The 23,287-nt window shown below is 38.6% G+C and carries 20 protein-coding genes; 5 read left to right on the top strand and 15 right to left on the bottom strand.

Annotated features, from left to right (window positions below):
- Nucleotides 1-27: 27 nt before the first annotated feature.
- The 5 genes from ZA05_RS06705 to ZA05_RS06685 all read right to left on the bottom strand — a co-directional run bounded on the left by ZA05_RS06705 (nucleotide 28) and on the right by ZA05_RS06685 (nucleotide 3,596).
- Nucleotides 28-375, bottom strand: a complete 348-nt coding sequence (locus ZA05_RS06705) for a DUF4260 domain-containing protein (protein ID WP_053990907.1) — start codon at nucleotides 373-375, stop codon at nucleotides 28-30.
- Nucleotide 376: 1 nt separating this feature from the next.
- On the bottom strand, nucleotides 377-1,123 hold the full coding sequence (locus ZA05_RS06700) for a cyclase family protein (protein WP_053990906.1): 747 nt from the start codon (nucleotides 1,121-1,123) through the stop codon (nucleotides 377-379).
- A 110-nt stretch (nucleotides 1,124-1,233) separates the two neighbouring features.
- Nucleotides 1,234-2,370 (bottom strand): radical SAM family heme chaperone HemW, encoded by a 1,137-nt coding sequence (gene hemW, locus ZA05_RS06695; protein WP_053990905.1) that lies wholly within the window; start codon nucleotides 2,368-2,370, stop codon nucleotides 1,234-1,236.
- Between the two features lie 28 nt (nucleotides 2,371-2,398).
- Nucleotides 2,399-2,950: a crossover junction endodeoxyribonuclease RuvC gene (ruvC, locus tag ZA05_RS06690; protein WP_053990904.1), complete on the bottom strand. Its 552-nt coding sequence runs from the start codon at nucleotides 2,948-2,950 to the stop codon at nucleotides 2,399-2,401.
- Nucleotides 2,951-2,957: 7 nt separating this feature from the next.
- Nucleotides 2,958-3,596 (bottom strand): outer membrane beta-barrel protein, encoded by a 639-nt coding sequence (locus ZA05_RS06685; protein ID WP_157514574.1) that lies wholly within the window; start codon nucleotides 3,594-3,596, stop codon nucleotides 2,958-2,960.
- A gap of 213 nt (nucleotides 3,597-3,809) precedes the next feature.
- On the opposite strand from ZA05_RS06685, the gene ZA05_RS06680 reads away from it, so the two are divergent.
- From ZA05_RS06680 to ZA05_RS06670, 3 genes are read left to right on the top strand one after another with little or no spacing between them, the layout of a single operon-like run.
- Nucleotides 3,810-4,595, top strand: coding sequence for a hypothetical protein (locus tag ZA05_RS06680; protein ID WP_231632461.1), 786 nt, complete (start codon nucleotides 3,810-3,812; stop codon nucleotides 4,593-4,595).
- Nucleotides 4,592-5,716: a glycosyltransferase gene (locus ZA05_RS06675; RefSeq protein WP_053990901.1), complete on the top strand. Its 1,125-nt coding sequence runs from the start codon at nucleotides 4,592-4,594 to the stop codon at nucleotides 5,714-5,716. Before ZA05_RS06680 ends, ZA05_RS06675 begins: the two co-directional genes overlap by 4 nt.
- A gap of 53 nt (nucleotides 5,717-5,769) precedes the next feature.
- Entirely contained in the window at nucleotides 5,770-6,651 is an 882-nt protein-coding gene (locus ZA05_RS06670; RefSeq protein ID WP_053990900.1) for a hypothetical protein, read from the top strand.
- 7 nt (nucleotides 6,652-6,658) lie between these two features.
- Here the strand turns inward: ZA05_RS06670 and ZA05_RS06665 are convergent, their stop codons facing one another.
- Nucleotides 6,659-7,135, bottom strand: a complete 477-nt coding sequence (locus ZA05_RS06665) for a hypothetical protein (protein WP_053990899.1) — start codon at nucleotides 7,133-7,135, stop codon at nucleotides 6,659-6,661.
- A gap of 258 nt (nucleotides 7,136-7,393) precedes the next feature.
- Here ZA05_RS06665 and ZA05_RS06660 point away from each other — a divergent pair, with 258 nt between their 5' ends.
- Nucleotides 7,394-7,894 (top strand): DUF456 domain-containing protein, encoded by a 501-nt coding sequence (locus tag ZA05_RS06660; RefSeq protein WP_053990898.1) that lies wholly within the window; start codon nucleotides 7,394-7,396, stop codon nucleotides 7,892-7,894.
- A 230-nt stretch (nucleotides 7,895-8,124) separates the two neighbouring features.
- Here ZA05_RS06660 and ZA05_RS06655 read toward each other — a convergent pair whose 3' ends face one another.
- From ZA05_RS06655 to ZA05_RS18195, 3 genes are all read right to left on the bottom strand, one after another.
- Nucleotides 8,125-8,796, bottom strand: coding sequence for a response regulator (locus tag ZA05_RS06655; protein ID WP_053990897.1), 672 nt, complete (start codon nucleotides 8,794-8,796; stop codon nucleotides 8,125-8,127).
- Between the two features lie 4 nt (nucleotides 8,797-8,800).
- A complete protein-coding gene (locus ZA05_RS06650) occupies nucleotides 8,801-10,723 on the bottom strand; it encodes a sensor histidine kinase (RefSeq protein ID WP_053990896.1) in 1,923 nt (640 codons plus the stop codon).
- 252 nt (nucleotides 10,724-10,975) lie between these two features.
- Nucleotides 10,976-11,143, bottom strand: a complete 168-nt coding sequence (locus ZA05_RS18195) for a hypothetical protein (protein ID WP_157514572.1) — start codon at nucleotides 11,141-11,143, stop codon at nucleotides 10,976-10,978.
- 427 nt (nucleotides 11,144-11,570) lie between these two features.
- Here ZA05_RS18195 and ZA05_RS06645 point away from each other — a divergent pair, with 427 nt between their 5' ends.
- On the top strand, nucleotides 11,571-12,572 hold the full coding sequence (locus ZA05_RS06645) for a glycoside hydrolase family 5 protein (RefSeq protein ID WP_053990895.1): 1,002 nt from the start codon (nucleotides 11,571-11,573) through the stop codon (nucleotides 12,570-12,572).
- Between the two features lie 34 nt (nucleotides 12,573-12,606).
- Here ZA05_RS06645 and ZA05_RS06640 read toward each other — a convergent pair whose 3' ends face one another.
- The 6 genes from ZA05_RS06640 to ZA05_RS06615 all read right to left on the bottom strand — a co-directional run bounded on the left by ZA05_RS06640 (nucleotide 12,607) and on the right by ZA05_RS06615 (nucleotide 23,267).
- Nucleotides 12,607-13,617 (bottom strand): LacI family DNA-binding transcriptional regulator, encoded by a 1,011-nt coding sequence (locus tag ZA05_RS06640; protein ID WP_053990894.1) that lies wholly within the window; start codon nucleotides 13,615-13,617, stop codon nucleotides 12,607-12,609.
- Nucleotides 13,618-13,649: 32 nt separating this feature from the next.
- The gene (locus tag ZA05_RS06635) at nucleotides 13,650-14,855 is read right to left on the bottom strand and encodes a glycoside hydrolase family 27 protein (protein ID WP_053990893.1); all 1,206 of its coding nucleotides are present in this window, start codon (nucleotides 14,853-14,855) and stop codon (nucleotides 13,650-13,652) included.
- An 86-nt stretch (nucleotides 14,856-14,941) separates the two neighbouring features.
- Nucleotides 14,942-17,425 carry a glycan-binding surface protein gene (locus ZA05_RS06630; RefSeq protein WP_053990892.1) on the bottom strand — a complete coding sequence of 828 codons (2,484 nt, stop codon included), beginning with the start codon at nucleotides 17,423-17,425 and terminating at the stop codon, nucleotides 14,942-14,944.
- A gap of 52 nt (nucleotides 17,426-17,477) precedes the next feature.
- The gene (locus ZA05_RS06625) at nucleotides 17,478-18,560 is read right to left on the bottom strand and encodes a hypothetical protein (RefSeq protein ID WP_053990891.1); all 1,083 of its coding nucleotides are present in this window, start codon (nucleotides 18,558-18,560) and stop codon (nucleotides 17,478-17,480) included.
- A gap of 10 nt (nucleotides 18,561-18,570) precedes the next feature.
- Nucleotides 18,571-20,154 carry a RagB/SusD family nutrient uptake outer membrane protein gene (locus ZA05_RS06620; protein WP_053990890.1) on the bottom strand — a complete coding sequence of 528 codons (1,584 nt, stop codon included), beginning with the start codon at nucleotides 20,152-20,154 and terminating at the stop codon, nucleotides 18,571-18,573.
- An 11-nt stretch (nucleotides 20,155-20,165) separates the two neighbouring features.
- Nucleotides 20,166-23,267, bottom strand: coding sequence for a TonB-dependent receptor (locus tag ZA05_RS06615; protein ID WP_197276057.1), 3,102 nt, complete (start codon nucleotides 23,265-23,267; stop codon nucleotides 20,166-20,168).
- Nucleotides 23,268-23,287: the final 20 nt, after the last annotated feature.

Here is a 23,287-nt window from a genome sequence, read left to right as displayed (position 1 = left end):
ATTGACAGTTGTACTTTTATAATTTACCTACTCCAATTTTCCCAAGTGCGTATGCTTAAAAGCATCAAAGTATTTTAGGCCATATCCAAAAACCCTGTCAAAGGAGGCATGCGAAAACATAATGACCCCAATCAACTTTAGCACTTCAAGGTTTAGATGAACACCCAATAAAAACAATGCCACCGCAATAGCCTTGTGGTGGCATAGATTATATGTTATGGCTCCAATTTTCGAATTTAATAAGTACCCCAGCATACCAAGATCTGGTAGCAGAAACAACACCAAAAACCACCACCAACTGTAACTTAAAGTGTAAAACGCATATACACCCAAAAGAAACATTAGCAATTCTTCGATTTTCAGTGACCGTTTCATTCTATTCTATCTTATACAAAATAGGTTTACTTGGGGAGGCATCATTTTCAAAAGGGGCTATTTGAAGATTTAAAAAATAGGAACCATCCTCTACATGGTTCGGTACAAAAATGAACTCTGTTATCGTAGCATCCATGCGTAATTTCCCATTGGTATTCCAAAACGCATTATGAGACAAAAGCTCTCCATCGTCTTTCTCCTTATCTACACTTGGCAAATCTACCAATAAATGTTTAACACCTTTCTTTTTTAGGTAAATGGCCACTTCCTCCAACAAATAGGTAGGATTGGTATGTGAATATTGCTTAGAAAATTTCTCCTTTGTATTAGGAATGGTTCGCAGCACAACAGCATCCCGTTTTTTATTTCCCAAGGCCGTTTGCACTTGCTTTTTGGAAATCACAAAATCGTCCCCCATTTTTTCAGGGGCAACAGTGATTACCTCAGCCATAAAGAAGAACTGTTTAAGGTTTTCATTTATGGAATGTACCTTTTTGGTAATGTGGCCTACACACTCCGTATGGGTTCCGTGGGAATGTGGATTGAACGAAATGTTGTTGAAATTAATCACAGCGCCTTCCTCTACACTTGCCACCCAATCATCCTCCACTACAGGTTCAATTTTTGGTGGGCCCAAATACCATGCATTTACATTGCTTGCAGATGAAATCATTGGAATTGAAATATCTATGGGCTGGGTTAAATCTATTTTATATTTTTTGGAATTATAATGTATTGTTGCAATCATTAATTATGAATTTTTCTAGGTATTTTAAATAGTTTTTTGCTTTTGTTTCAAATATAAGCCTTTTAGTTGAGGATTGTTTTTAATCCTCTATAGTTTGGATGCAGAATTGTTTAAGAAACGCAGAACAGATCAGAAGCAATCCCGTCTGCTAAAAATTTCCCGTTCGAAGTGGTATGCAAGTTATTTTCACCTTCCGAAGAAAAGGCCAACACGCCTTGCTCCAAATGAGGTTCTGCCGCCTGAAGAATATACGCTTTGAATTGCGGACCAAAATCTCTCTCAATTTTTTCCAATGAAACGCCCCAAATAGTCCTTAAACCAGTCATGACATATTCATTGTATTGGTCCTCTACACTCAGTTTCTCAATGGTAGATGGCAGCTCATTTTTTTCAATGAATTTGATGTAGGTTGCGTTATTCGACACATTCCAACTTCGCGTTGGGCCGTTAAATGAATGAGCCGAAGGACCAATCCCCAAATACGGTTTCCCCTGCCAATAGCTGGTATTGTGCTTGGAATAAAATCCAGGTTTTCCAAAATTGGAAATTTCATAATGCACAAAGCCTTCTGCTCTTGTTCGCTCCATTAAATGGTTGAAATGCTCAAGAGCCAAAGCTTCATCTACAGGCGGGTAAGTTCCTTTTTTCACAAAGGAATCCAAAGCGGTTTTAGGTTCCACAGTCAATGCATAACTGGAAATGTGCTGAACTCCAAAATCAAAAGCCATCTGCAAGTTTTGATCCCATCTTTGAAGATCCATATTAGGAATCCCATAAATTAAATCGATGGTAATATTGTCAAATAATTGAGTTGCCATTTCCAAAGCCTGCTTAGCCTCCAAGGCATTGTGGGCCCGGTTCATCCCTTTTAGATCTTCATCAAAAAAAGATTGAATTCCAATACTCAATCGATTGACAGGGGAAGCTGATAAAGCTTCCATTTTTTCAGAAGTTAAATCATCAGGATTGGCTTCCAAGGTAATTTCTGGAGAGTCAACCACCCTGAAATTTTCATAAACGGCATCCAATAACAACTGAAGTTCTTCCACAGTCAACAAGGAAGGAGTCCCCCCTCCAAAATAAATGGTTTCCACCGTTTTATTTTGGAATTCTCCTTTTCGCATTTTCAACTCTTTGACCAAGCACTGCAATAATTCATCCTTCTTTTTCAAAGAAGTTGAAAAATGAAAATCGCAATAATAACATGCCTGTTTACAAAAAGGAATATGGAAATAAATACCTGCCACAACTCAACAAATTGGAGTTACCCAAAAATTACCTAATTTTATCTTGGTTTTGCTTTACAAAACTAGCCCAACCAGAATAGCTTTTACCAACCTCCACACGTCCTTCGTTGTAAAAATGGCACACAGCTGCTGCCAACCCATCGGTGGCATCCAAATTTTTGGGCAATGTTTTTAGGCCCAACAAACTCTGCAACATTTTAGCTACCTGCTCCTTGCTGGCATTCCCGTTTCCGGTAATGGCCATTTTTATTTTTTTTGGCGAATATTCAGTAATGGGCACCTCCCTGCTCAAACCTGCCGCCATAGCCACCCCTTGGGCGCGCCCCAACTTAAGCATACTCTGAACGTTCTTCCCAAAAAAGGGTGCTTCAATTGCTATTTCATCGGGGTGATGGGTTTCGATCAACTCGATGGTACGTTCAAAGATGAGTTTGAGTTTTAGGTAGTGATCCTCATATTTCTTTAAATCAAGCTCATTGAGCTGTAAAAAAGACATCTTATTTCCTACTACTTTAATGAGGCCAAACCCCATAATTGTAGTTCCGGGATCGATTCCCAAAATAATTTTTTCCTGCTTCATAAATTCGTTAACAATAGGCGCAACCGCTCAAGGAAATAGAAATTCCAATGGTAAAATAGATCATATCTCCATTAAACGAATACCCCTCTATATGTGGATCGTACTTATCCTCGCCCGAAAACGAAAAGACATAGGAGACATCTCCATAAACAGACAAGGTCCTTGACAGTCCATAATGAACCTCCAAACCTGCCAAAGCATTAAGGAAAGTATACGAGTTATCAGCATAGTTTCCCAATGGCTTGGTAAAGCTTACGCCAGGCCCTGCATGGGCTACAATGGCAATGGGCTCTGGCCAAAACCAAATCAACTTATTAAAATCATAGACTGCCTGAAGGTTTATCCTTGTGTAATTCAATTTAAACTCTGCGGAACTTTCAGCATTGGAGGCCCTGTTAAATCCTCCATCCAACTTAGCTCCCCAAGATTCCGTGAACATATGTTGTAACCCAATGTTTACTGTTGGAAGATTGACATACTCCGTATAAAAAATAGGATCTTCCTCATTATCTATGGGGTTATTAAAACCCACGGCAAATTGCAATTTCCATTTACTGGTGGCATTTTGGGCATCCATAAAGGAAGATACAAACACCATACACATTAACATAAACAGGAATTTTTTGTGTTTAAAATTTGAAGCCATCTGATAATATTTGGTTTTATTTGTACTATGTCAACCATAGCTTTTCCCTACAAAACTAAGCAATTCTTCATTGCGCTTCTGAAATTGGGCGTGGTTCTTGGCGTTTTTTATTTTATCTACCAGAAACTGGCAAACAACAATTCAATTGAATTTACTGAATTTATCCTCTTTTTATCCCAAAAAAGCTTTTTTTCGTTCAACAACCTGCTATTTTTGGTTGTTCTAAGTAGCTTTAATTGGTCGTTTGAAATCTACAAATGGCAAGGTTTGGCCAGCACCATTCAACCTATTTCTGCCAAAGCTTCAGCAGAACAAACCTTGGGTTCTCTGGCGACCTCATTGCTTACTCCAAACCGAATTGGTGAATACGGAGCAAAAGCCTTTTATTTCAATCCTTCATTACGTAAACGCATAATGGCCTTAAATCTTATAGGAAACTTGAGTCAAATGTGTATTACAACTATTTTTGGTGTGATTGGATTGTCCTTCTTTGTTATTTTATACGATTTACCTTTAGTTACAAAAAACCTAAATTGGCCGCAACTTCTCGCAATACTTTTTGGCTGCGTTTTAGGGTTATTATTCGGTTTAAAAAAATTGACAACAACCAAACAAAGCAAAACACTACAGTTTTTAAGAGAGCTTCCAAAAATGTTATTATTAAAAACCTTAGTACTTTCATTTCTAAGATATGCTAGCTTCTCCCTTCAATGGTATGTATTACTTTCTCTTTTTGGAATTTCCTTGTCATTTGAAGATGCCATGATAATAGTATCGAGCATGTATCTGCTAGCCTCCATCATTCCAAGTTTTGCCATTTTTGATGTGGTAATCAAAGGTGGTGTTGCGGTATATCTATTTGGATTATTGGGAGTACCCGAACTACCTATCCTCATCATCACGACCTTAATGTGGATTCTTAACCTAGCTATCCCGGCTATTATTGGCAGTTATTTTGTGCTAATTTTCAAACAACCCAAAACCGAATATTCCCTATGACCTTTGTAGCTCTCTTTATTGGCGTAGTATATTTGATCATCATCGCAAAACTTGTTGTAGGTTTTGACAAAGTTCCCGATTTTCAACTTCAGGAGAATACTCCTAAAACACAATTTTCAATTGTCATTCCATTTAGAAATGAAGCCGAGAACTTACCCAAACTTTTAAAATCACTAGGCAATCTAAACTATCCTATATCTCTTTTTGAAATCATCTTTGTAAACGATGAATCTACAGATGATTCCGTAAGCATTATTGGAAATTATTTTATAGGAAAACAGATTAATTACAAAGTAATTCCGAACCATCGCAGCTCAAATTCACCTAAAAAAGATGCTATTTCCACAGCCATTGGCTTAGCAAAAAACGAATGGATTGTTACCACCGATGCCGATTGTATAGTACCTAAATATTGGTTGGATTGTTTTGACAGTTTTATCCAAACCAACAATACAAATTTTATTGTCGGACCTGTTACTTATCATAATGTAACCTCCTTTTTGCACAAATTTCAACTTTTGGACATTTTGAGCCTTCAAGGGGCTACCATTGGTGGTTTTGGCATTGGCAAACCCTTTCTTTGTAACGGCGCCAATTTGACTTACAAAAAAGATCTCTTCAATACTCTGAATGGCTTTGAAGGCAACAACGTTATTGCCAGTGGCGATGATATTTTTATGTTAGAGAAAGCTAGCAAAACAGGTTTAAACCATGTGCATTATCTAAAAAGTACGAATGCCATCGTAACCACCACAGCCGAGAAAAGTTTTAAACTCTTATTGGCACAACGCATTCGATGGGCCGCTAAAACATCTAAATATTCAGGTTACTTTTCAAAAATTACAGCATTGTCGGTTTTTGCCATGAATGCCATTTTGGTTTGTCTATTACTGTTTTGGGTTATGGATCTTAGCCCCTTAAGAACCTTGGTTTATCTGTTCACCTTAAAATTCTGTATTGATTTCCTACTCATTTTTAAGGTCTCTCGTTTCTTTGAACAAGAACAATATTTAGGCACCTATGTCCCTTCCAGTTTTTTATATCCGTTTTTCAGTGTCTATGTGGCTGTCATCTCCATTTTTAAAGGCTACAAATGGAAAGGCCGCTCCTACAAAAAATAAGGCGACTGTAGTTTATTTTTACTAGATTTACTCCAATATTAAGTATCAACCCAATGAAACAAGCACTTCTTATCATATGTCTGTTGGTTAGCAGCCTCATTTATTCTCAAAATTCGCACACCGTTAATGGAGAAACTTTGGAACTAAAAACAGAAATTGAAGGCACTCTTGATTTGCTTTGGACCATAGATAATGGCACTTACCGTTATTTTATAAGAACCACGGACAACAATATTGTTGAACTGACAAACACCAAAAATACAGATACCCGAAAATATCAAAACGAATACAAGACCACTTTACAGGAAGTTACGAAAGGCTCTGGCATGTCCACAAAAAATGTGAACCTCACCCTACCTAGCCTGAAAAAATTTGTAGACAGTTATAATAGCTCGTCTGATACATCTTACCAAACACAGAATACCAAACCTCAACCTGAATTACGTCTTGGTTTGTTTGGAGGAATAACCAATAGTCCTTTTATCTATAACCCTGAAAATTACACCTCTTCGGTTTTGGGTGCCGAATTGGAAGTAATTACCAATGCTGAAAAGCAGAGACATTCAGGATTTTTGCAATTTCGACATACTTTTGAAAACAAGGATTTTGAATATCGCACCACCGAAATTTCTTTAGGGTACCGTTTCAGAGCTCTAAAACTCAATAAGCTTAACATCTATGCCGATGTAAAATTTGCAACCTTAAATCTTTCCAGTAGAGTGGACACCTATACCGACGAAAATGATATTGTTGTAAGTGAAAATTATAAAGAAACCATTTTTGATGCACCCTTTATTTTTGGAATTGGAGCCGATTATCGTATTTCCAACAGCAGCTACATCATGTTTGGCTACAACAATCTTGTGGCGATACGGCTGGAAAACGGCAAACACTTTTCTACCGATTTCACCTTAGGATACAAACTTAAACTTTAGGTTCTACTTATTGAATATTCACCACAATTGGCAAGCTAAACTGCGTCGCCACCTGTTGGCTTCGTTTAATGGCGGGATATATTTTTGGTAAAGAATCGAAACTATGACGCAATAAACTATCTAACTTTGGAATTTGTTGTCCAGTCAACGGTTTATAACTGATGTCATCAATGGTGAATTGCCCCTTATTGTCTATGGTAATTTTCAGGAGAATGGTATCCGAGACATCCTGGGACACTATAATGCGTTGTTTTGACAATTGCGCGGCCACGATGTTTTGAAGCGTTTGTTCAAAACACTGCTTTTTCAAAAATTTCCCCGATGAGGAATCACAAGAAGCAAATGTAGGGTACTCGTCTACATCCTTCCAATTAAACGTTTGTAACTCCTCTTCCAAAAGCTCTTCCGTAGAGATTTTTTTTTGCTCAAAATAGTTACAGGACGTTAACAAAACAACACAAAAAACTAGTAATAAGTGCTTCATTTATATATTACTGAACACGAAAAGTACAATTTTTACAGGGATTTAAAATTACAATTATACTACTTCAATCGCTTCAATAATATACAAATAAAATCAGGAATATTCCCTACAAGGAAAAACACATGAGACACAGCACTTAACTCTCTAAATATCAACATCAAAATTCACAAATTATTCTTCAACACACCGGATTTAAAGTTTTACAACTGTAACTTTAAGATCGTAAAGACGTCAAACAACTAAATTTTAAATTACTCCATGGACATATTTTTGATTGTTATTTCAGCTCTCTGTATGCTACTCGGAATTTTGGGAAGCTTCCTTCCCATACTGCCAGGACCTCTTTTAAGTTGGATTGGCTTGTTGCTGATTGGCATCACAAACAGCATCCCAGTAACCAAAACCTTTTTGGCGATTACTTTTATTATTGCCGTTGGCATTATGATTTTGGATTATATCATTCCTGCTGTGGGTACCAAACGATACGGAGGCAGTAGAGCGGGAATTGTTGGAACCACTATCGGACTTATTATAGGATTAATTTTTCTAGGCCCCTTTGGTATTATCGTCGGGCCATTTATAGGAGCCTTAATAGGAGAGCTGTTTAATAAAAGTTCCTTCGACACCGCCATGAAAGCTGCTTGGGGGTCCTTTTTGGGCTTTTTGGCATCTACCTTTATGAAGTTTGTAATTTCCCTTGTTTACTTAGGGCTTTTTATAGCAATGCTTATTGACAATTGGGGAAACCTAACCTCCTAAAAGCAAATAAGCCTGACGTAGGTTGTCAGGCTTATGTTCTTTGCTATCAATTCAACAAATTACTTAGAGGGATTAATTAATTCTGTTGACTGATACAAATATATGCTAGGGTTTCATGTTAAAACTGCGGAAAAACCTCAAACTTAATGTGGAAAAACCGTAAAACACAGACCCCACAAGGCTTCTCGCCTTTTTTGAAAACATCAAAAATCCGAAAAAAACTGCATTTTTTATAAAAATCCTTTATCCCGGGCTTCCTTCAAAAGAGTTTCGTCCTTACCATCTTCCACCGAAAACAACAATTTCATCTGCTTTTTGCGTTTTTCAATAGCACTCATGGACAAGTCGATATACTCCTTTAAACTCCTGGTCTTGATTCCTTGCGATAATAAGTGTAATATCTTTCGGTTGATATCATCAATATAAATATCACTGGTTACCGTTTTCTTTAGATAGTTATTTACCGTGCTACTGTAATATGGTGGCGATACCAATATATGCTGAAAAGCTTCGGCCAACTCCACAGAAGTTAGATCACTTTTTATTAAAAAACCATCAGGTTCGACTTCTTTAATGATATTATGGATTCTATACGACTCATTAAACATGGTAAGAATAATGATTTTGGAATGAGGCATGACATCGCGAGCTATTTTTGCCAAGTCTTCACCCGAAGAAATAGTACCATCTGCCGAACTAGGCAAACTGATATCAAAAAAACATACGTCGTAAGGACGCTCCTTTGCAGAACGTTGTAGCAGTTCGTTGGCCGTATCGCAGTTATTTGCAGTATCAATTAAAAGTACTTGATCCTCATTTTTAGTTGCCATCAACGTATTTTGATAACCTTCTATAATCATTGGGTGATCGTCTACCATTAAGATATTTATCTGCTGCATCATAATTTTAGTTTATATATGGAATTTCTATTGTAATTGTTGTTCCTTGATTTGGAGCTGAATCAATGCTAAGCTTGCCATCAACTTCTGCCACCCTAGAATTAATATTTTTCAAGCCTATGCCCTTTCTGCTTTTGTTCACATCAAACCCCTTCCCATCGTCTGTAAGAGTCATTACAATTATCTCCTCTTTTAAGCTCACATCTATTTTCACCAACTGGGCTTCGGCATGCTTGTATATGTTTTGAAGCGACTCTTGAATTATTCTGTAAATATTAATCTTGGTTTTATTGGGGACATTTTCCCAATTTATGTCGTCTGTATAATCGAAAGTATAATTTAGTTGATAGGCATTGGCCTGCTTTTCCACAAGTTCACTTACAATATCCATGAACCCCGAACCGGACACAAAATCGGTATTCAAATCATGGGAAATTTTTCGGATGTCCTCTTCTATTTTCTTCAATTCCGAAATGTATCCTATCCTGCTTGTAGCGGCCTCTTTCCCTTCGCTAAAGCTCAAGCTATCCAAACTAAGTCTAGTACCAAACAAACGTCCTAAAATACCGTCATGAAGCTCTTCAGAAATACGTTTCTTTTCGTGCGCTCGGGCTTCCTCAACCTTATCTTGTTGGGACAACATCAAGTTATAGATTTCCTCATTGGCTTTTTGCTGATCCTGCCTAAACCTTAATTCCTTGTTCTTTGCTCTTTGGGTTGCAATAACATATAGAAGAAATAAGGTAAATAATAGGACCAAAGACAATACAAACAACCAAAAGCGCTCACGGGAAATCCTTTGATTTTCCTGTTCTATAAGATCGGTCTCAAATTCTATTCTGGCAAATTTGTTTCGTACATTACGCTCTACATTAAGTAAGCTATCACTCAGTTTGATGTGTTCATTTAAATATGCTTTACCAGAATCTCCCTCTTTTAACTGTGAAAGCACCATTAAAGCATCTAAATATATTTCGTTGGAGGAAGTTTCCTTGCTAAGCTTTCTGGCCTCATAAGCATAAACCAAAGCGGAATCCCTTTGCTCTAGCTTAGCATAAAACTTAGAAATATCCAAACATACAGCCTGTTTAGTAGCCGGATCTTCCAAACTATCAGAAATTCTGTATGCTTCCTTGAACATCTCGTCCATGGCTCCATAATCCGTATGGCCTGCTTCTAATTTTGTATAGGCAATGTTATCAACTATTAATGCGTAAAAGGAAGGATCATACTCCTCATATTCCTTTTTAAAAGGCAAAAGACCTTCATATAAATCTAATGCAGTTTCAAAATCATCCTTTCCCCTATATACAAAAGCTTTGTTATTTATAGAAATGCACCTTTCAACAAAACCATCTTTCATTCTATCAGCGATATTAATTGCTTGATCATAATGAACAATAGCTTTATCATAGTGTTGTAATTTATTTGAAATTACACCCAACAAATTGGTAAGCATCCATTGATTCCCCAAATTGTATTCACTCTTAGGTTGTTTTTCAAATAGCTTAATAGCCTTAATTGCATTCTCCTCCCCACTCATATAATCTTTTTCCATAACTTGGATTTCCGCAATATTTGTTAAAACATCTGCTTGCATATGTTTATCACTTAAAGAAACAGCATAGTCCAAAGATTTATACAAATAATAATAGGCGCTATCAACCTGCTTGACATAATGATAGAAATATCCTAGATTAGAGCTAGCTACCGCCAAAGCAGAAGTATCACTTAGTTTTGCAGCCAGCTTTACATTTCTCTGATTGATTTTGACATAGTCATCATATTGTTCCGTTTCGAAATACATCAAGGATAATTTCCTGTCACTTGCCAAAATTGTAGAATCTACCCCCATTTGTTTAGCCAGCAGTGAAGACTTTAAAGCATAATCCAACCTTTCCTCCAAGGAAAATTCTTCATCTTGAGACATTTTCCTCAACTTAATGATGCTATCTAAAGTGGAAGTATTCTCATTCTCCTGAGAGAAAAATGTATAGGAGATTAGTAAGAAGGAAACAAAAAAGAAGGGCCTTATCAAAATACTTAATGTTACAATCTATTCTCAAATTTAGAATAAATATTAAGAAATGAATATAGATTCATGAACTTATAATACAACAAAAAAAGCCCCTTGCCAAATATTGGCAAAGAGCTCTTACAAACTATACAGGGAGAAATGTATTTATCCGTTGGTCTTAAGTTTTCCTATAGACCTCTCGTGTGCTAATAAGTTTTTATTGCTGTACTCTTTATAGGTAGGTGTATTATCGTTGCTAACATCGCTACGTTGTCCAGATACAGTCAATACTAATACGGCTAACAATAATAATGTAATTTTTAGGGCTTTCATGATTCTTAATTTTTGGTTGAACAATAGTTAATATTTGGGTTTAGTAAATTACTATTAACAACGCATCGTTAAATGCCATTGGAGGGAGGAATGGATTAACAAATACACAAAACTGTGCAAATCGTAACTAGCTGAGGGAATAAAATTTAGTTACTTAAAATAAGATTCAATGAATTAAAATAACCTCGATAAGTGTTTGGGGCTTAAAGAAGTACAGCTAAGATAAAATCAAATGATATAACAGTTAAAATATACACGACAAAACACTAAATATATTCGATGAAATGCATTTCAGTAGGAATTATCTTATTTTTAAATGTTAATTTTAGGTAAAATCATAGCATTCTTCGACAAAATAATATGTCTGTTTTCAGAAGAAAACACCTAACTTGCTAAGAGCATATTGTAACATTATACAACCGTAAAAATGACTATCAAACATTTCACAGCTATCGCATTGTTTTGCCTATCCTTTACACTAAATGCCCAATCCAAAATGCTTCGCATTGAAGTTAAAGGTAATAGTTTTATAACCGAAACAGGCAACACAATCATATTTCGAGGGCTGAACACAAGTGATCCCGACAAACTAAAAAAAGACGGCTATTGGAACAAAAGTTATTTTCAGGAAATCAAAAATTGGGGTGCCAACTTGGTTAGATTCCCCGTGCATCCTCCCCGTTGGAATGAACGCGGACACGAAAACTACATGAAACTTTTGGACGAAGGAATTAAATGGGCTGAAGAATTGGGTATGTATGTTATCATAGACTGGCATAGCATTGGCAATCTTAGAACAGAAATGTATCAATCAGACATTTACGATACCACTCAGAAAGAAACCTATGATTTCTGGAGAAAAATAGCCAAAAGATACGGAAGCAATCCAACCGTAGCCTTTTACGAATTGTTTAACGAACCTACAACCTACAACCATGAACTGGGAACCATAACCTGGGAACAATGGTCTGAATTCAACAAAGAGATGATTACAATCATTCGAGCCATTGGAGGGAAAGGCATTCCTTTGGTTGCAGGATTCAATTGGGCCTACGACCTAACTCCGGTTAAACAGTCTCCACTAGATGTTGAAGGAATTGCCTATGTGAGTCACCCCTATCCTCAAAAAAGAGAAAAGCCTTGGGAAAAGCAGTGGACAGCAGATTGGGGCTTTGTAAAGAACAATTACCCCCTTATACTCACGGAAATTGGTTTTTGTGGACCAGAAGACCCTGGAGCCCACCAACCTGTTATTAGTGACGAAAGCTATGGCGATGCCATCACAAATTATTGCGATGAACGCGGCATATCCTATATGATTTGGGTATTTGACAAAGAATGGGCGCCTCGTTTGTTTACGGATGATAAATATACGCCTTCAAGGCATGGCACCTATTTTAAAAAGAAACTTCAGAGCTACAAGTATTGAACAAGTAGCACTGAAGTTCATTTATTAAAAAAAATTATACTAATTTCTTGGTAGAATTTCTATGAATAATAGTTGTTTCCACCACATGGTGTGCGGTTTCTGTTGTTTGACCTTGTATTCTATCAAGTAAGGCTTTTACAGATTCCCTTCCAATTTGTTCGGCATGCTGGCTTACTACAGTCAACGAAGGAATAGAATGCTCTGCCATAAGTCCGTTAGTAAACCCTATCACAGATATTTCATCTGGAATTTTATAGCCATTCAATCTAGCCACATTCAGCGCCAATACAGCTGAATACTCATCGGCAGCCAGGATGGCATCCACTTTATTTGTACTTAAAAACTCCGACAACTCCCTCTCAATAGTACTGTAGTTTTCCACATTCAAAATCATGGGGGAAATCTGCAGCTCTTCCAAGGCTTCCAAATAACCACTTTCACGCTCTTGACCCACACTAATTGTTGGAATAGGATTTACAAAAACAATATTTCTACATCCTGTTTCATATAGAAATTTCGTGGCCTTATGAGCCCCGTGAAAATCATCAACGGTAACTTTATCACATTGAATTTCATCAGACACTCTATCAAACATTACCATTGGCAAATGATAATTCATACTCTTGTAAAAATGCGAGTAATTCTTAGTTTTTTGGGTTTCCTCTGCCAACGAAAGAATGATCCCATCTACACTTCCATTAATAAACGTATCTATACTTTCACTTTCCTTTTGTTGAAGCTCGTTAGATAGGCAGATAATAATCTTATACCCACGTGCAGTTGCTTCCTTTTCGATACCATAAAGTACCTTACAGAAAAATTCCAGCAATATTGCCGGAATTACCACTCCAATAGTTTTGGTCGATTTAGATTTTAAACTTTGAGCTATGTTATTCGGGACATATCTATATGATTCCGCCAGCTCCTTGATCTTGGTCCTAGTCTCAACACTAATCTCAGGATTATCGTTTAAAGCCTTTGAAACCGTTGATACCGAAACATTCAATATTTTCGCTAAATCCTTTAGCGTTATTTTTGCACCCATGGTTTAAATTTACTAAATCTTTTTATTCGTGATTATTTTTTTTCAAGTTTAATCATCAGAACATCGTGAACCCCAATTTTAGCTTTCATATTTTTTGAAGTATCCCCCAAATTCATGTGATTAAACAAATCTCTAATGTTATAAACATTGTGCTTTGGCTCTAACATTCTACCGTGAACATCATCTCCAATGTCATGTTTGGAAAAATCAAAGTCGATTTCTACCTCTTCATTCTTCATATTGACAAAAACCATGGCCCAAGCATTATTTTCCAAAGGTTTTAGCCAAATTTCAATGCCATTTTCATTGGTGAAACGGAATCCTTGGATTCCCAATGCATCCTGATTAATGGCAACGACGTCCTTATTGGAAAGCGTTTTTATGGTTTCCTTGGAAGCACTTCTCAAATCATTCCCCATAATTAACGGAGAGGTCATGATGCTCCACATGGCAAAATGACTTCTGTCTTCTGCATCGGTCATTCCGTTTCCAACCTCCATCATATCCAAATCATTCCAATGACCGGGACCTGCAGCACCGCGAATATCCTTACGCATGTCAATGATTTTCCAGATCCCCCATGAAGACCAAGATCCATGTCCTACCTCACAATCCCAACAGTTGATAATATCTCCTGTAACGCGCCACAAATGTCCGATATCTTTAGCCCATTTCCAAGGCTCATTATCACCCCATTCACAAATACTGAACACAACAGGTCTTCCCGCAGCCTTTAATGCGTCACGCATAGTCATATAGGCTCCTTCGGCATTCAATTTTTCTGTGTTACACCAATCGTATTTTAAATAGTCTATATCCCAAGAGGCGTAACTTCTAGCATCTTGATATTCGTACCCTCTACTCCCTGGATACCCCGCACAGGTTTGTGATCCCGCACAATTATACAAACCAAATTTTAAGCCTTTGGAGTGCACATAATCGGCAACTACTTTCATCCCATTTGGAAATTTAACAGGGTCTGGCACCAAATTACCATTTTCATCGCGCTCTTTTGCCATCCAACCATCATCCAGCACAATATATTCGTAGCCTGCATCCTTCAAGCCAAGCTCTACAAATTTATCGGCAATATCCTTTACCAATTGTTCATTGATATTAGTGCCAAAGGTATTCCAACTGTTCCACCCCATTGGAGGTGTTTCTGCCAAACCATCGAATTTTTGGGCTTGGATCTGTACGGTGACAAAAAGTAAAATAAGGGCAAAAATCTTTTTCATGGGTATAAATATTTTAAAAAATATTCCCTGCAAAGGTATTTTACAGGGAATAAAAAAACTAATTCAAATGCTTGTTATTAATCAATCTATTGAGCTTCAAAACGTACGTTGTCTATGGCAAAATTCAACAAGACATCGGCTCCTTCGAAAGCCATTCCAAATTCCTGGTCAATCAAACTAAAATCTGGCACTCCCAGGACGGAACAAGGAATAGTGACCGTAGTCCAACTGCCATCGGTATCAAAATCTTCTCCAGTATCGGCCCATGGCTGCCAATTATAGAAGGCATCCACTCCGTCACCATCATGAAAACGAATCCTAAACATTCCCGCCGTAAGCGGTTCAATGGTCATGATATCAAATTTCAAAACATAATCGTTTATATTGTCGGCCACTACAGTTTGCCCATTTAATGTTGAACCATTTCTCCAGAAAAGATCTTGCCATCCGGTACCACCTGTTTGGAAATTGGCTCTACCGTAGCTAGATCCATCCAAACTAATGGCTGCATCGTTTTCGGCATTTACATTACCCCACCAAGGACCATTCGCATCCCAATCGAAGAACACCAAATCGGTATCCTCTACAGGATCTACATCACCACAACCAGGCGTATCAAAACGCACATTGTCGATAGCGAAGTTCAACAAGACATCGGCTCCTTCAAAGGCCATTCCGAATTCTTGATCCACTAAACTGAAATCAGGCACACCCAACACCGACAAAGGAATTTCAATGGTTTCCCATCCATCAGTTTCTAAAGGCTCACCGGTATCAACCCATGGCTGCCAGTTGTAAAAGGCATCAACTCCATCTCCGTCATGGAAACGAATTCTGAACATTCCAGCTGAAAGCGGCTCTATAGTTCTCAAATCGAATTTCAACACGTAATCATTCACGTTACTTCCAACAACATTTTGACCATTTAATGTGGAACCATTTCTCCAGAATAAATCTTGCCATCCTGTCCCTCCAGTTTGGAAATTGGCTCGACCATAACTAGATCCATCGATACTCAAGGAAGCATCATTTTCAGCGTTTACATTACCCCACCAAGGACCATTGGCATCCCAATCGAAGAACACCAATTCTGGATCTCCAACAGGACATAGGCCACTTTCTCCCGTTTCAATTCCTAGAGCACTTGTTAAGGCATCAGGCACCAATACTCTATTTATTTCATGCACCATTCCGTTTGTGGCTCCTATGTTTGCATTCACCACCAAAGACGGGATTGCAGCTTCAAAAGTTGGCAATAACCTAGGATCATCACCACTTAAATCTACCGAAATAACATCTCCGTAAATCGTACTAATATCTCCACCATCCACAAACTCACTGGACATTAATGTTCCTGCATGCAAATGATAGTTCACGATATCTGTCAGTACCGCCAATTCCTCGGGAGTATCAAAATCTTCTAGACTTTCGAAATTACCGGCAATAGCAAACAAAGCCAAGAAAGCATCATTATTCGGCGCAAAAACGGTTAGTTCATCTGTAGTTAAGGTCTCGATCAACCCTACCATTTCAACTGCTGAAGTAAATGAGGTAAACCCTCTATCATTACAACGCTCTACAATATTCAAAGTAGCGCTCAACACGGTTTGGAACACTGAATCTGGAAGCAACACCTTGTTCACTCCATGCACCATACCGTTAACACCTTGCACATCGGTCATTACAATTTCCCCATTATCATAGGAAGCATCATCAATTAAATTATCATTGATCGAAAACGCTTCTCCCTGCATTGTAGTTTGGGTAGTTCCGTTTACTTCTTCTCCCAAAATATTTTCTCCAGCAACCACATGGTACATCACTACTTCCTGTAATACTTCCACAGGCACGTCGCTTAAAGATGTCCATCCAAAAGCACCGTTAAGTTGCGCCATCAAGCTTTCAAAAGCAGCATTGTTTGGAGCAAACACCGTAAATGGATAGTTTTCATTTTCAGGATCGGACTCCGATAACAATTCTCCTAAACCAGCTAATTCAACAGCTTCCGCCAAAGAAGAATAATCAGGGTTAGCAGCTATTTGATCCACAACGGTAGGTGGCAACAATACTTCATCCACCGTATGCAACACGCCATTGGTTGTACCAATGTCGTAAGCTCCATCTACTAAAGAGGCCACACCATTGAACATCAATTCGGTATCGGCATTCGTAAAAAAGCTCAAATTGCGTCCATCTGGACCAGTCGCCATGGTACTTCTGTAGCCCGTTGTCATGGTAGAGGTGAAATCTGGAGTCACCGTACTAATGACATGGTTCAACAATGCGTTTTCCAATTCTTCCTCCGTCAATGCAGACGTATCGACATTTCCAAAAGCCGTATTATTTGGAGCAAAAACAGTGTAGGTAGACGTCGTTCCTAAGGTTTCATCCAAACCCGACTGCACCAAAGCGTCGTTCAGCAAAGACAAGTCTGGGGTCTCAGAAATTACTTCAGAAATACTCCTTGGATCATTCCCCAAACTAGGAAACTGGTCATCGTCGTCCTTACAAGCCGTAAAGCATGCCAAGGCCACAAACAAGAACGTGGTATATATTTTGGATACTTTCATTATAATTCTTTTTGATTAATATGTTTTAGTTAATTATAGTACCGAGAATGAATTATAGGAATCCAAAATCATCGATATAAAAAATATACTCAGCCAATCCAGTGTTGGATGATTCTTGGAAATCCAATCTAAAAATTGTGCTAGGTGCTCCGTTTGGATAGAAATCCATTAATGGGATCACTACTTTGTTCCATTCACCAGGAATGAGTTCTATGGGCTGATGCGTTGCCGCACCATCAAAATCATTGATTGCTAAAGTCACTGTATCACCCGGCGCTCCTGTACCATATACCGAAACGGTAATGGCATCAAACTCATCAAAAGGAATATTTGGTACCCAGAAAGTAAACCCAGACCAAGCCTCCCTGATACATTTTATGGAATACTGCCCGATTGCATGCTCTGTTGAATATAATTCATGGGTTCCTCCCCACTCTCCTACCGTCCAATCTGGATGTAGATCATCTATATAAATGGAATATGAAAATCCATAAGAATCCGATCTCGCTACCGCTCCTCTGGTAGTTGCCAAATAAATATAAGCCTGCTCCACACCATCGGGAACTTTTACAGTAACCAATTCTGGAGAAATGGATACTATTTCAGCTTCCAACTCTACAAGGTTTCCGTCTTCTTCTGAACCGCTAACAAAAGTTACCGTATCTGTATCGGTGAAATCACCTCCCATTAGGTGCACTAACTTCACACCGTCTACAGTTTCCTCTGTAAATTCGGTAATAGTTAACAGCGAAAAATCGTATTCAACAGAACCTCCCAAAGTTTCCAGTCTTAAAATATTAGATTGATTTACATAAGGCGCTTGCTCAGGAACCGTCACAAAAGCAACATTGTCAGTTACTAATGCTGGATTAAATCCAGTTTGATATCCGTTAAAGTACACTTTTAGCAAACTTCCGAGATATTCCCCCCTTATAATATAAGTGCCATTTAAAACCCCCTGGGTCACCACAACATCTTCAGACACTTCACTTACACTGGTAATCACCGGCGGTTTTGAGGCATCAGGCGTGGGAGCATCTTTAAAATCGTTCTCGCAAGATGTTAACTGCAATGCAGCAATTATCATAACCATAAACCATCTTGCCTTTTGTAAGTTTATATGCATTGTTTTCATAGTCTTGTTTTTATTCAAAATCGTAAGGTACTGGTGGCTCCAATAGGGCTGGATTATTCTCTATCTCATTATTAGGATATGGGAACAACAAGTCATCCATAGTAGCCGTATAGGTTTCAGACCAAACCGAAGGCGGGTCGGTATCATTATTATAGGTACCTCTTTCTGTATTGCTTAGGAAATTCAAAGCGAAATCGGGTCCTCTCCTCACTACATCGTACCAAAATTCAGACTCGTAAGCCAACTCAATGCGTCTTTCATGGAACACATCATCCAAAGTTGGATTTGGTTTATCTTCCAATCCCGCTCTACGTCTCACCTTATTGAAGGATGCAATCCCATCGGCTGTAGAACCGCCTCCACTCAACGCAGCTTCAGCATGGATCAACAATAACTCTCCATATCGTAGAATATAGGTATTGTTAGGATAGCTTTGTGCAGCACCACCACCATTGGTAGCAGCATTGCCCACCACATATTTCTTCACCCCTGTATTGGTTCCTTGGTGACTGATATTTTCGGACACTGTATAACCATCGTTTAAATCTGGATAATAAGCCCCCGGCGCCATAATGGTAGCGTAATACCTCTCATCCAACTCCGTATCTTCATATGCTTGCTGTAAGTCTATGGAAGGCCCTACTGCAGACCATCCATCAGAAAAGCCTGTTACACCCGCAGGAGCAAACAAAGATTGCAACCCATTTCCTTCAGCCCACACTCCTGTGTTGGTCCATTGTAAGGCAATGATAGATTCTGGATTATTGTCATTGATCGTTAAAAACAAATCGTAGTAGCTTCCCGTTGGGTCTCCATCTTCGGCATCGCCTCCATAAAGCTTAAATTCACCAGAATTAATTACTTCACTCGCTAATTGATAAGCCATGGTATAATTTTGTTCATATAAATACACCTTTGCCAATAGGGCTTTAGCTGATCCGCTAGACACTTTGGCATTGGCATCATAATTAGAACCTCTCACTTTTTCATAACAATTGTCGATGGCAAACTCCAAATCTCTTTTGATGAACTCATACACATCAGATTCTGGGTTACGTGGCACCACAGGCTCCAAAACATATTCGTTATTATCAGCAATAATTGGAATAGACCCAAAAATTCTTACTAAGTAAAAATAAGCAGCAGCTCTAATTACGCGAGCTTCCCCTAAGGCATTATTAACTACATCTACCGGAACATCTGCCGCTACTTTTTCCGGCAAGGTGTTAATTACGGCATTACTCTGCGCAACCACGGCATATAAAGATTCCCAGGCTTGGGTTAAAGTTCCATGCTCACCAGTAATGGCAAAGTTCATAAAATCCCCATTTCTAGGATCCCAAGTGCGCCCATTCCCTGAGCTTATCTCTCCAATACACCAAGATACATTGGTTACAAAATTATACCAAGGTCTAGTATAAAGTGCATTGGTTGCAGCATTGACCTGCTCTGTTGTTTGGTAAAATTCATCAACATTATACGAATCCTCCGGTGGCCTATCCAAAAAATCTCCGGTACAGGACGACAAGCCTAACACGACCGTTAACACGGCTACAAGTTTCGTTTTAAATAGTCTGTTTGTATATGTATTCATAGCTGATGTTTTTAAAATTCTAAATTAAATCCTAGCGTAAAAATCCTTGGGGTTGGATAACGTCCGTTGTCCACTCCCATAAGTAGCGCATTTTGGTTATACACCCCAACTTCCGGATCGTATCCCGAGTAGTTGGTGAAGGTGTAAAGGTTTTGGATCATTCCATAACATCTCAATCGATTAATTCCTACAGATCTTGTTACATCAATTGGCAGGGTATACCCAAGTGTCACGTTTTGGATTCTCAAATACGACCCATCTTCGATATAGCGATCTGAAATATTAATGTTTGGCGTATCATTTCTAGCCAGTCTTGGAGAACTTGCATTTGGATTGTCTATTGACCAATAATCCAATACTGAAGGCGACTGGTTGGTATGTGTAGCATTTCCTGCAGTTAAGTTTCTTGCCACAGCATTAAACACATCATTTCCGTAGGACCCCTGCATAAAAATGGAAAGGTCTAAATTTTTATAGCTGAATGAGTTTTGGAATCCAAATGTAAAGTCTGGGTGCGGGTTACCAATCACCGTTCTATCGTTGGTATCAATCACGCCATCACCGTTCACATCCTTAAACTTCAAGTCTCCTAACCAAGTAGTCGAGAATAAAGCATCTTCAAAAGGACGTCCGAATTGTATTGGAGCACCTTCCATATCTTCTACAGTTCTAAACATGCCTTCCACTTGGTATCCGTAAAACATCCCGATTGGCTCACCCACCTCGGTAATGGTTATAATTTGGTTGGAAGTATTCATGGTAACCGTACCGTAAATGGTCAAATCACCTAGAAGTTCGTTAACTCTGTTTTCATACTTCGAAAACGTTAAAGAGGAGCTATATGAAAAATCCCCGCTTCCAATAGTTTTATAGCTTAAGGTAACATCAACCCCTTTATTTTGCATTTCCCCAAGGTTTACCCAAGGTGCTCCAATGGATCCTGGAGAATTACCACCAGTGACAAAATCAGTAACCGTCAATTGGTACAAGAAATCCTTAGACACCTTGTTGTACAATTCAACCGTCGCTCCAAAACGAGAATCGAATAAAGAGAAATCCAAACCAAAATTGGTTTGCTGTGAAGATTCCCATTTTAAATCTTCATTGGGGAAATTAGCATATTCAAATCCTGTCCCTACACCTGTAGAAATGGTACTCAATCTTGCGCCATAAGCGAAATTTTCAATAGCCTGGTTACCAACCTCGCCATATCCTCCGTAAAGTTTAATATTCTGTATGGCATCAAAATCACTCATAAAGTTTTCATTAGACAATCTCCAAGCTCCTGAAATCGAAGGAAAATACCCCCATTTTTTGCCATTGGCAAATTTCGAAGATCCATCCGCCCTTAAAGAAGCCGTGATATTATAACGATTATCAAAAGAATAAATCACCCTTCCAAAGAAAGAGGCCAACGCATTACTCCCTTTATATTGCTCATTGTTATCATTGGCATCACCAGTACCCAAAATTGGCACATCATTGCTCACAAAATCTCCATCACTCCCTATGACACCTTCCCAACTAGACTCTTGAGCTTCTTGTCCTAAAAGCACAGTCAAATCATGCTTATCATTGAACCGATCATTATAGGTCACTAAGTTTTTAACGATCCAAAAATCGTTATTTTCCCTTCTTACGTTCAGGGAACTCTCCCCTCCTGTAATTTCACCATAAGTAAAAGTAGGCTGAAATCTATCACTTAAATTAAAACCAAAGTCACCTCCAAACTCAGCCCTATAGGTAATTTTATTGCCCAATTGAACTTCGGCAAACATATTTCCAAAAAGACGATTACGAGTCAAGGTATTTTTAAGGCTTAAGGCCTTAGCAATTGGGTTTTCATTTTTAAAGTCATCATCTTCATCTGGACCGGCAAAAGATCCATCTGGATTGTAAACCGCGGTAGCAGGGTTGTTCATTAAAGATAAGAAAACAATACCGTTTGTAGCATTATTCAATGTTAATTGATCTTTAGTCCTACTAGCCGTCAAATTAGCCCCAACCGTAATTTTATCTGTAACGTTCGCCGAAATATTAGACCTAATATTGATCCTGTCGAATCCTGAACCTATTACAGTTCCTTCTTGATCCAAAAACCCTGCAGATATGAAGTAATTCATATTGTCGTTTCCCCCTGAGAAAGACAGTTCATGACTTTGCATCAAGGCATCATCAAAAATGGCGCTTTGCCAATTAGTACCTTCACCTAACAAACTTGGATTCGCAAACTCAGGCTGAAGATTCAAACCATATATAGTCCCTATTTCATTTTGCAATCTTGCATATTGCTGCAAGTTCATCACGTCGATGAAATTTGTAGGACGCTGAATGGCCATGAACGTATTGTACTTAAGCGATCCCTTTTTGGTTTTTCCGCTTTTAGTAGTAATGATTACCACCCCATTAGCACCTCTAGAACCGTAGATTGCTGTAGCAGAAGCATCTTTTAAAACGTTAAGCGTTTCAATATCATTTGGATTAAGTGCCGCCAATGGACTTACGTCTGTAGCACCATCTCCTTGACCAATATTGTTATCGGCTATGGAACGCCCACTGGTTGCAATATTGTTGGTGTCCCCAGAAATAGGAACCCCATCAATAATATACAAAGGCTCTCCAGACCCAGAAATGGTGTTCACTCCACGAATCCTTACAGACACCGCACTACCAGGCTGGCCAGAGTTAAGAGTAACGTTCACCCCGGAAGCACGTCCCTGAATCAACTGGTCCACACTTACCTGAGGCATATTTTGAATCGCCTCGGTATCTACAGTAGCCACAGAACCACTCAAATCTTCCTTCAATTGCGATCCATATCCAATCACGACAACTTCTTGAAGACTCTCCAAGTTTTCTTTAAGGGTAACATTCACAACGGTTCTTCCCGCAACAGGGACTTCCTGCGTTACAAAACCCAGGTAACTAAAAATCAAGGTCGCATTTTGGCTGACATTAATCGTATAGTTTCCATCAAAATCTGTAACAGCTCCCTTGGTTGTTCCCTTTTCTAGAATGTTCACCCCTGGCAGCGCCATCCCATTTTCATCACTGACAGTTCCAGTAACCTGAGATTGGGCAAAAGCAAATTGTCCCGCTAGAAAAAAGAACAAAAAGGCGTAACAATATTTTG

Origin of the sequence: Mangrovimonas sp. TPBH4, assembly GCF_001280505.1 — a bacterium.
In the GTDB taxonomy this organism is placed as follows: Bacteria; Bacteroidota; Bacteroidia; order Flavobacteriales; family Flavobacteriaceae; genus Mangrovimonas_A.
Note: the sequence above shows the minus strand (reverse complement) of the source record. Positions and strands in the feature narration are given on the sequence as shown.